The following is a 9,163-nucleotide window of genomic DNA, read 5'->3' as shown; positions in this document are numbered from 1 at the left end:
CCCGCTGTTGATGGCGCAGGGTTTGTAGTTGTGTATGAAGGGTGCTGTACTGTTGGCGCAGGTTGTCTAGGTGGTGCTGTTGCTGTTGCAAGCGTCCTAGGTGAGCGATCGCCGTATCCATCTCTGCACGGCGTTGTTGCCGCTGCTGTGCCAATCGTGCTAAGTGTTCCTCATCATCTGCGTTGTCTGCGAGAGACTGGCGAAGGTGAGCAATGTGGTCGCGGATGGCTGCTAAGTCAGTTGTGCGCTGGTGCAGCCTAGATTCCAGATCAGCAATCTGTTGTTGCAAGTGGGGAGCTTGCTGTTGAGCTTGTTGCAGTTCTTGGTAGCGCAGTTGCCAAGGTTGGGCTTGGCGTAGGGCGGTTTGGACGGTGATGTGGTGTTGACGATCATACCCCAACTCCTCTAAGTAACGGTTTAGGGCATCAAGTTGTTGCTGTAGGGGAGATGCCTTCACAGTGGCAAGTTCTTTTTCTAGATGGGCGATCGTTGCCTCTAGCTCTGGCTGCTGGGCAATGAGTTGGTTTAACCGTAGCTGAGTCTGCTTGAGTTCTGCTTGCTTAATCTCTGCCCATCGCCAGCGCTCTACCTCGCCTCGAACCAGTGCATGATCTTTCTCATCATAGGAACCCTTCTGCGCGGTGATAGTAGCAAGTTGTTGCTCTAGAGCAGCCAGCTCTTCTCGAATGTCTTGAGCAAATTCGTTCTGCTCTAAGGCATGGGTCAATTCAGCCTGTTCGGCCTGCAAGCGTTGCCATTGCTGAAACGAATCGATTGATCGCTGCAATTCCTGCTGCAACTGACCTCGTCGCTCCCACATGGCAGCATAGGGCTGGAGTTCCCGTTCCAATTCCTTATATTCTCGTCGCAAGACTTGAATCTCTCGCTCTGAGGTAACAAGCTGTTCTCGCACCACCCAAAGCTGATTTTGAATTTCCTGCTGGGCAGCCTTGTGCTTTTGCAGCACTAGGTTCCAGTGGTGCTGATCGAGCGGGCGATCGCAAAGGGGACACACAGCATCAGGCTGTTGCAAAAACTGCACTTTTTGATCCAGGGCACCTAACTGAGCTTCGTAGTCACGTTGGTGAGCTTGGAGTTGATCCATAAACGATCGTCGCTCTATGCCCTTTTCTCGCAGTTGCTCCTGATAACGCCGACGCTGTTCCAAATAGTCCAAGCGCTCTGCTACGTCCAATGCAGCCTGCTGAAGTTGCGCCTGATGAGCATATTGCTGGTGATAGTGATCTGCTGCTAGCCGCAGTTCATCCAGACGGGCACTCAGACGAGCCTGCACCAACGCCAAGTGGGTATGGAGTTGCTGCCGTCGTTGCCAGAGGGGGGTAACCATTGCTTGCAAATCATCTAACTGTTGCAGTCGATCGCGGGCTTGGTGGAGTTTTGCCAGGGCATCAGCAATCGTCGGAGCTTTTTCCAAAATTTGCCGTAACTCTTGTTGTTGTTGCAGTTGCACCTCACGCTGGGCTTCTAAACGGCGAAGCTGGGCCTGCAATTCACCCGTAAGGGCTGCCTGCTCTTCAAGCAGGGCTTGCCGTTGTTCCCAAGCCTGTTGATGGGCATGGAATTTAGCCGTCAACTCATCATCTTCAGCCTGAAGTGCTTGTAACTGCTGATAGGCAACGAGAATAACAGATTCCTGTTGCAAGAGGGCATCGAGTTGTTGATAGTGCTGCTGCACTACCTCTAGCTCCTGGCGGAGGCGATCGCACTCCTGCTCTACGACGGCTTGTTGTTGCTGCTGCCATGCCAATTGCTGTTGCCACTGCTGTCGTTGTTGTTGTCGCGCTTGCAGGGCCTGCCATTGTTGATCATCAGCCTCTTGCTGGCGCTGAAGCATCACCAGCTTGTTTTCCCAACTCAGCCGTTCGTCAGCAATGTCAGCCTCTCGCTGTAAGGCGTTACCCACACTCTCATACTGCTGTTCCAAGACTTCGATCGCTGCCCGTCGCTGCCGGGTTAGGTCTCGCGCTCGCTCAGCCAATTCATCGTACTGGTCTAATTTGAGCAAGGTAGCCAAAATTTGTTTGCGCTCACTAGGACGTTTCAGCATAAACTCATCAGCCCGCCCCTGACGCAGATAGGCAGAGTTGACAAAGGTGTCATAATCTAACCGCAGGCGATCCAGAATGAGTTGCTGGGTTGCGCGTAAGCCTCGGAGAGTTAGCGATCGAAAAGTAAGCTGTTGTGTCAAATCTTCAACTGGGCATTGGTGTGAGCTTAGTTCTTTAGCACTAATGATGGATGTAGATTCACCCATATCCAGTGTTGGAATCGGTGTCTGATTGTGGGATGGGGCTACCTGAGCTGTTGCTACCTGTAGGTCTAGAACTGTTGCCTGCCCTCGTTGGCGGGTACGAATTACCCGGTAGACCTGCTGATGCATTTGAAAAATGAAATCTACACGAGCTTCTGACATACCCGTGTGGATCACATCATCTTCGCTAGTAGCGCGGCTTTGTCCCCACAGTGCCCAAGAGATTGCCTCTAGTAGAGAGGACTTGCCCGACCCGTTGGCTCCACAAATACAAGCCGTATGCAGACCTCGAAAGTCTAGCAAAGCCTGTTGGTAACTCAGAAAATTTTGCAGTGAGAGCCGTAGGGGGATCATAGGTGATGATGCAGACTCTATAATCGTACATTTATTCTTCAGTCTACCTGTATTAGAGTACCCCTGTATAGGGTGACCGCTGATTGTACTACACGACTTACTCCCTAAACCTCAAGATTAGCCGCAACTATTAGGCTTACTACAATGACAGCAACAGCCTAGTGCTCGTAACAGTTTCCTGGCTACATCGCATGGGTTGATAGTGAACATAGAGGATATGTAGGGTTGAGTGAGCACAGAGTTATCTAGACCATCATCTAATCAATGAGTTGTCAGGCAGGAGATTTCACAAGCAGATACAATAGTTTACGCGGGTTGATTCCGTAATGGTACTGATATAGTTGAAGGAATAGCAGTGTAATCTCAAAGGATAGCGATCGGGATTATAGTGTTTCTCCAACCCCTGTACGTCTTCGTTATCCTATGCCATTGCCGCTAGACTTGCGTTGCCATCCTATTCACGGGCATCTATCTTTACCTGTGCTAACAGACGCTTTTCACTTGACAGCAGAATTGACTGCACGGCTAACTAATGCTCCGATCGTGGAGCAGATGTCTGACATAGCGCGTCGTCTAGCGGAATGTTTTCAAGCAGACAGCAGTGCTATATCTGCCCATGTGAGCGAGCTTGCCAGCGGCACCTACTGGTTTAGAGATGGCTGGTCACCCAACATTTCTACTATTTCCTTAGATACTTGGCTTAGTCATCCCCAAATCCAACATCATCTGCAACAGTTAGACCTGTTTCAAGTTGTGGATATTGAAATCTTGCCTACGTCTAGCCAATTACCTTCTGGCCTGGCAAGTTGCTCTGTCTTGCTTGTTAAAGTAGGCTGGTCTGGTGTTGAAAATGGACTCATTGGGTTATTGCGGCTTGGTACTAATCCCTGGAGTAGTTCAGATGTGAAAGGGTTGGCTACGGTAGCTAGCCCTATCGCGATGGCATTTGCACATCTAGCTACAGTCCATCAAGTAGCAACTCTGCGTGACCAAGTTCAGGCTATTACTGCACGCCAAAATCTGCTTGATCGAATCAGCGCAGCCATACGTAGCTCCCTGGACTTGACGACTATTTTGCAACTGGCGATTGCGGGGGTAACTGACTTGCTTGGTGGAGATCGGGGTCTAGTGCTGTTGATTAACTATGGAGATCCCTTGCTGACCCAGCATACGATGCTGTCAACTCTCAACCAACTAGTTTCCCGTCGATTAACTCTGATCCCATCTGCTTCAGAGGTACCAACCAGAGAAGTTAGGCCGGAATTACTTCCTGTATCTTCTAGTCAAGAACCCCGTAAATCTGGGACTCAGATTATGCTGGCGGCTCAGTGGTGCCGAAGTGATGGGGATGCCCTCCAACTACCTTCAGAATCCTCATCCTTCTTGTTGGCAGACTGTATGCTCTGTCAACAAGCCTTCAGCAACCCCTACGAAGTGATAGCCGTTGCCAATGTCCAAGAACTGTTGACATCACATCCCTCTGCAGTGCCTAATGCCCTTTTGCAAGTAGATAGATTCCCTGCCCTTTTGTTAGTTCCTCTAGGGCATCGTGGAACTGTGCTAGGGTTCTTGGTGATTCAACGCAGCACTTCCTATCCATGGCAGCCGGATGACCTAAAACTGGCAGAACAAGTTGGTAGCCAAGTCAGCACGGCCATCATTCAGTTGCAAACCCTCCGCCAAGTGCGGGCATTGGTAGAAGAGCGCACCTCTCAACTTTGTCGCAGTTTGGAGGTGCAATCCAAGTTGTATGAAGTCACCCGCCGTCAAGTCGCTGAATTGCAGGCCCTAAACCAAGTGAAAGATGGTTTTCTCACGACGGTGAATCACGAGTTACGCACTCCATTAACTAGTATGCGGTTGGCAATTCGGATGCTACGGCGATCGGATTTAGCAAAGGATCGCCATGACCATTACGTAAATATTTTGGAGCAGTGCTGCGATCGAGAAATTGAGCTGATTCAAAACCTCCTGATGCTCCAAGAGTTAGAGCTAAAGAAATTCACTGCACCACTGGACTGGATTGATCTGGTAGAAATTGTGACCGACTTGGTGCCAGAATTCCAAGGCAAATGGCGATCGTGTAATGTATCGTTGGTAACTAATTTACCGCAGCACCTATATCTCCAGAGCAGTCGTGATAATATCCGCTGGATACTAACGGAACTGCTGACTAACGCTGGTAAGTATGCCTTCTCCAATACACAAGTTACATTGACAGCTTCACTAGACGGGGAGTCACCAAACCAACAGGTGACAATAACCCTGTGCAACCAGGGGCATGGCATTGCTGAAGATGAACTGGCCCATGTGTTTGAAACATTTTGGCGTGGAGCTAAGGCAAATGATCATGTTATTCCAGGGACAGGGCTAGGGTTAGCCCTTGTAAAAGGGTTGGTTGACTATATGCAAGGTACGATTAAGGTCACGAGTCAACCCTTGGTTAAGCCAGCAGATAGAGCTAGTCCTACAACGGCGCATGGTCTCGACTCATTGCCATCTCATCCACAACCCTATCAAACCTGCTTTACAATTCGTTTACCTCAGGCGATTAAACCCTATTGAACTGATGCCTCTTGTTGAATCGGCTAGTCAGAGAATCTGGTGATTGGGAAACTGTGAGACAATACAGAGGCACTACTGCATAGGTTGCAGAGTATGGCAGAAACGCGACGATCAACAATCCTATGGTGTAAAACTGAGCAAGGTATATTGTGTCAGCTCGTGATCATTTAGCCCCCTTACCTTGCTATCACTATGCTTTTCTGGTTTGTACTGATTCAATCCCTTCCCGCAGTTGCCTCTCCAACTCCTGAGCAATGCCAACTGCACTCGTCCTCCGAATTGCTGACAGATCCGTCGAGCTGTGATTTGAAAACTACAGCTAGCACTGCACCTTCGCTGTTGCCCCAGCCCCATGCTTCATCTTTGATGATGGCCCAAACCAGTGGCATTCTAGTCTTTCCAGGACTAGTCGTAACCCTGATTGTGTTGTTGCTTGCTAGTGTGTGGGCTTATACCCGCGTATACGTAATCACACCCACCAATGAAGCCTTTGTGCGCACGGGCGGCATTTTCATTAAGAAAAAGACGGTGATTCTTAACGGTGGTTGCGTGGTGCTACCAGGGTTCCATGAACTGACACGAGTGCCATTGCGAGAGATTTCGATCGACGTGGAGCGGGCGGGTAAACTGGCCGTGCGCACTCAAGACTACCTACGGGCAGATATGCGTGTTACCTTCTACGTCTGCATTAATGCGTCCCAAGAGGATGTGTTGACAGCAGCCGCTCGCCTCTCCCAGGGAGGTAAAATCACCAGCGACGATATCAAAAATGCCCTGGAAAAGCGGGCAGATGATGCCATCCGAGCAGCAGCCAAAACTAAGAGCTTAGCAGAAATTGACTCAGATAAGCTGGGGTTTGCCCAAGAGGTGCTCAATCTTATGCAACCTGATCTCGCCAAGGTAGGGCTGACTCTGAATAACATTGCCATTTCTGAGATTCAGGAAAGCGACACCTACGACCAAAACAACTTCTTTGATGCCCAAGGGGTGCGCCTGCGGACAGAAACTATTCAGCGATCGATCCAGCAAAAACGGGAGGTGGAACTGGCAACTCAAGTGACGATCGAGCAAAAAGAACTAGATGCTGAAAAGCGCTCCCTTAGCATTCAGCAAGAAAAAGAAAGTGCCCGTCTTGATCAGCAACTGCAAGTAGAGGCGATGAAAGCCCAGCGAGAACGGGAAATTGAAGAGGCAAAGGCTAAGGAAGCTGCTGCTACCCAGCGGGCAAAGATCCTTCAAGAAAAGGCTGTGGAGGAGGAAGAAATCCGCAAGCGGTTGGGCATTCGCCAGAGTCAGATTGATGCTGATATTGAGCTAGAGGAGCGCAACAAGCAACTGAAGGTGGCCCAAGCGTTGCAACAACAGGAAGCAGAGGTGGCAGAAATCACTCGTCAGCGCACGGTGGAAGCCAGTCGCCTTGATGCTCAGGTGCAAATTGCTGAGTCGGAACGGTTAGCGCGCATTGCCCAAGAGGATGTGGCGATCGCCATTGCCACTAAGCGCAAAGAGAGCTTCCAGGCAGAAGCACAGCGAGCTAAGGCAGAGTCAGCAGTGACAACTGCTACTGAGGTAGAAGTAGCAGAACGACAGCGCCAACTAGCAGTGATTGCCGCCCAGCGAGAAGCAGAAGAGCGCCGCATTGGTGAGCAAAACGTGGTAGAGATTGATGCGTTCCGGCGTAAGCGACAGGCAGAAATCGCTAAGCAGGCCGCTGAACTAGAAGCCGAGGCCATCCGTACCCTAGCTGAGGCCAACCGCGACAAAGCCCTAGCAGAAGCAGAGGGCATCCAGGCTCAGTTAGCTGCCCGCAACATCATTAGCAATGCCAACCTTACTGCTGAAGTCATTAAGACCATCTGGCCACAACTGGCAGAAAAGCTGCCTGAAGTCCTTACTGCCCTTGCCCCACAACCTGGCGTGCTGGGCGACACACGCATTTATGCCTTCCCTGGTGCCAATGGCAACGGTACAGAGGACATCAACAAGCTGCTACTATCTACGAGTGGACTGGCATTAATTAACACCCTACTCGAGGAGGGTAAGCTAGGTAGTCTAGTGAACCAACTGAAGGGCTTTGTCCAAACTAACGGTGACCCTAATGGTTCTAGTGCTGAGTAGTTCTCGGTTACTATTATCCTGTACTTAGCTGCTCGCCATTAGGGTTACACCAAGGCAAAGTTAGCGGGGTCTTGATCTCGACGATGCTGAGTAGGAATTGGCTCTCCTTGCCCATCACCTACCAGTGCTGCTGTGGTTTCTAGAGCTTCCCGCAGCCGCTTAGCAGCATAGATGGACATATCACGGGGAACGCTAATGCGATCGCGCAGATACCGTAGGGCGCGATCGGCCCCTGCTGGGGGTGTACAAGTTTCCCCTGTAATCAGATAGGTCAACGCACAGCGCAATGCCTCGTCCATCAGGCTGTCATCCGCTGGGTTCACACGGATGATATTGCGGTGGTGCTTCACAACTCGGTGTAGAGCCTCCACTCGCGAGGTTTCTGGCTCTGGATAGTTAGCATCGGGCAAGCCTAGCCACGGGCCACGATCGACGCGCAGTTGATGAATACGAGTTTGAGGATCACTATTTTGCCAGCATCCACCCATCTGGGGGGGCAAATCATGCACATGGGTATGGAAATCGCTCTGGGTTCCACGATAGGCAGGGCGGCTTTCCATAGCATCGAACCAAGCTGCCAGACGAGCATTTTCCTCTCGCAGCGAATAACCCTTGTAGTAATACAGACTAGCATTCATGCGCTCCACGTAGGGGACAAATACAACATCCACTGTGCCAAAATCCTCTAGAAAATAGGGGCCAGGCGTATTTGCCAGTGCTGCCTCTACTTGAGCAACCGTGTTAATGAACTGGTCACGGTGTTGTTGCTCTTGCCAAGGCACTACAGTGGGATAGCACAGCCAAGTACACCAAGCTCTAAACAGCAGCCGCTCCAAGCGCCGCAAGGGTAGCACCCGTGGATTAGTCATACTGTGGGTTAGTGGCCCAAATGCCTGTTCCAAGGCTAGAAGAATATCATCGCTCTCTGTGATCAACTGTCCATCCAGTTCGAGCGCCGGTAACATCCCTGAGGGCACTTTCCGCTTGTACCAGCTTTCTTTTTCACCATAGCAAAACATAGTAATTTTTTTGACTTGGTAGGGAATTTGCTTTTCCTCTAACCACAGCCAAACCTTTTGGCAGTAGGGGCACCATGCGTGACGATCGCGATATAAAGTGACTCGTACATCAGCTTCAGGCTTACCAAATAATCGTAGGCACGATTGAGCATTAGTTGCACCATTGACAGGATCTACCTGCATCGTTCCGAGGGCTGCGAGTTCTGTCCAACTGAGAGGGGCACGGGTCATGGGGTCACCTTAATCATTCCTTAATGTATTGCTAGTCTGGCGTTAGCCGAATACTATTAGTGTTTGGATATTTTGATGTTTGGATATTTTGATGGTAAACACGTTTACAACGCTTTCAGTATTGTAACTGTCCCTTCTCTTGGCACTAAAGTCACCTATGCAGAAATTACAAACGGCACTAATGGTTTCCTTGATGAGTTTAGCGATGTTACCTCCAGTGGGTAAGGCTCAGACAGACATTCCATCTAACAGCTCTAACCCTTTAGATTTGCCGTCGGTCTGGGATAGGGATGAGAAGGGGAATAAACTAGATTTAGGGCAACTCTGCACCCAGGAAACAACTACTATGCCTTTTCCTGCACAGTTGACAGGCAGCCTGGTGGAGATTACCAGTTGGGCAACCTTGCCCAAAGTTGGCTTGCAGTTCCTGGCTGAGCAACTCGTGCCTAGTTTTTTGGCGCTGGTGAGTGCGGGCAGTTCTACTGAAATTAATGAATATGCTCGATCGGCAAAGGTACCTGTGATTATGTATCACGACATCCTGCCAGAAAAGATTGTCTTTTTTGATGTAACAGTTGCTGAACTAGAGGAAGACTTTAAGTTC

At 50.1% G+C, this 9,163-nt stretch carries 5 protein-coding genes; 3 read left to right on the top strand and 2 right to left on the bottom strand.

Going from position 1 to position 9,163, the window contains the following annotated elements; all coding sequences use genetic code 11:
• Nucleotides 1-2,626, bottom strand: a 2,626-nt coding sequence (locus tag NZ772_08255) for an SMC family ATPase (protein MCS6813546.1), incomplete at its 3' end; no start/stop codon positions are given.
• Between the two features lie 480 nt (nt 2,627-3,106).
• Between NZ772_08255 and NZ772_08250 the strand changes: the two genes are divergently transcribed.
• Both NZ772_08250 and NZ772_08245 read left to right on the top strand, forming a co-directional pair.
• The gene (locus tag NZ772_08250) at nt 3,107-5,191 is read left to right on the top strand and encodes a GAF domain-containing sensor histidine kinase (protein ID MCS6813545.1); all 2,085 of its coding nucleotides are present in this window, start codon (nt 3,107-3,109) and stop codon (nt 5,189-5,191) included.
• 192 nt (nt 5,192-5,383) lie between these two features.
• Nucleotides 5,384-7,309, top strand: coding sequence for a flotillin family protein (locus tag NZ772_08245; GenBank protein ID MCS6813544.1), 1,926 nt, complete (start codon nt 5,384-5,386; stop codon nt 7,307-7,309).
• 44 nt (nt 7,310-7,353) lie between these two features.
• On the opposite strand, the gene NZ772_08240 is transcribed toward NZ772_08245, so the two are convergent.
• Nucleotides 7,354-8,559, bottom strand: a complete 1,206-nt coding sequence (locus tag NZ772_08240; GenBank protein ID MCS6813543.1) for a glutathione S-transferase family protein — start codon at nt 8,557-8,559, stop codon at nt 7,354-7,356.
• A gap of 157 nt (nt 8,560-8,716) precedes the next feature.
• Here NZ772_08240 and NZ772_08235 point away from each other — a divergent pair.
• Nucleotides 8,717-9,163: hypothetical protein (locus NZ772_08235; GenBank protein ID MCS6813542.1), on the top strand; the 447-nt coding region annotated here is incomplete at its 3' end.

The sequence above is a fragment of the Cyanobacteriota bacterium genome (assembly GCA_025054735.1).
Classification (GTDB): Bacteria; Cyanobacteriota; Cyanobacteriia; order SKYG9; family SKYG9; genus SKYG9.
Note: the sequence above shows the minus strand (reverse complement) of the source record. Positions and strands in the feature narration are given on the sequence as shown.

Bases quoted from the DNA above. Each gene is read 5' to 3' on its own strand.
- NZ772_08245 (MCS6813544.1), top strand. From the start codon at position 5,384: ATGCTTTTCTGGTTTGTACTGATTCAATCCCTTCCCGCAGTTGCCTCT.
- NZ772_08240 (MCS6813543.1), bottom strand. From the start codon at position 8,559: ATGACCCGTGCCCCTCTCAGTTGGACAGAACTCGCAGCCCTCGGAACG.